The 515-nt window shown below is 52.2% G+C and carries 1 pseudogene; it reads right to left on the bottom strand.

The annotated features are described in order from the left end of the window. Window positions 1–250: pseudogene (locus HT737_RS32270) on the bottom strand (branched-chain amino acid ABC transporter substrate-binding protein); the annotation flags it as partial. Window positions 251–515: the final 265 nt, after the last annotated feature.

Here is a 515-nt window from a genome sequence, read left to right as displayed (position 1 = left end):
CACCCTTCATGTACTGCTCGCCAAATGCCGCGTTGGCGCCAGTCATTGGACCCGCTACACCGATTTTCACATCAGCTTGAGCAAACGCAGAAACACCCAACGCAGTAGCCACTGCGAGGGCCAGAAAGCCTTTCTTGTAAAACGTCTGGGACATGAGGTGGTGCTCCAAGGTTTTTTTTAGTTGGCACTGCGACTTCACTTCACTGAATGCTCTGAGCAAGCGCCGTGCCATCGGTTTTTTATTCTTCAAAAAGTCGCTGCTTTCTTGTTATTTCGACTGTTTCGTTCCCATTTTCATTGGGCGTGCAACCGTCTAAACCGCGGAAGGTGAAACCTTTTTAAATCTCAGGCGCAACCCGCTTGCGCCATCATTGCAACCGCGGCACCAAACGACGTGCAACCAGCCTGTAACAGCTCGCGTCACCGAACTGCACACTGCTGGTGCGGGGACTGCTACAACCCGCACCATTACAGGCTAGTCGCTACGCGCAAAAGCGCCGTGTTAAGCAACATAT

Origin of the sequence: Pseudomonas sp. MD195_PC81_125 (genome assembly GCF_014060985.1) — a bacterium.
GTDB classification, from domain to species: Bacteria; Pseudomonadota; Gammaproteobacteria; order Pseudomonadales; family Pseudomonadaceae; genus Aquipseudomonas; species Aquipseudomonas parakoreensis.
This window is presented reverse-complemented; position numbering and strand designations above follow the sequence as displayed.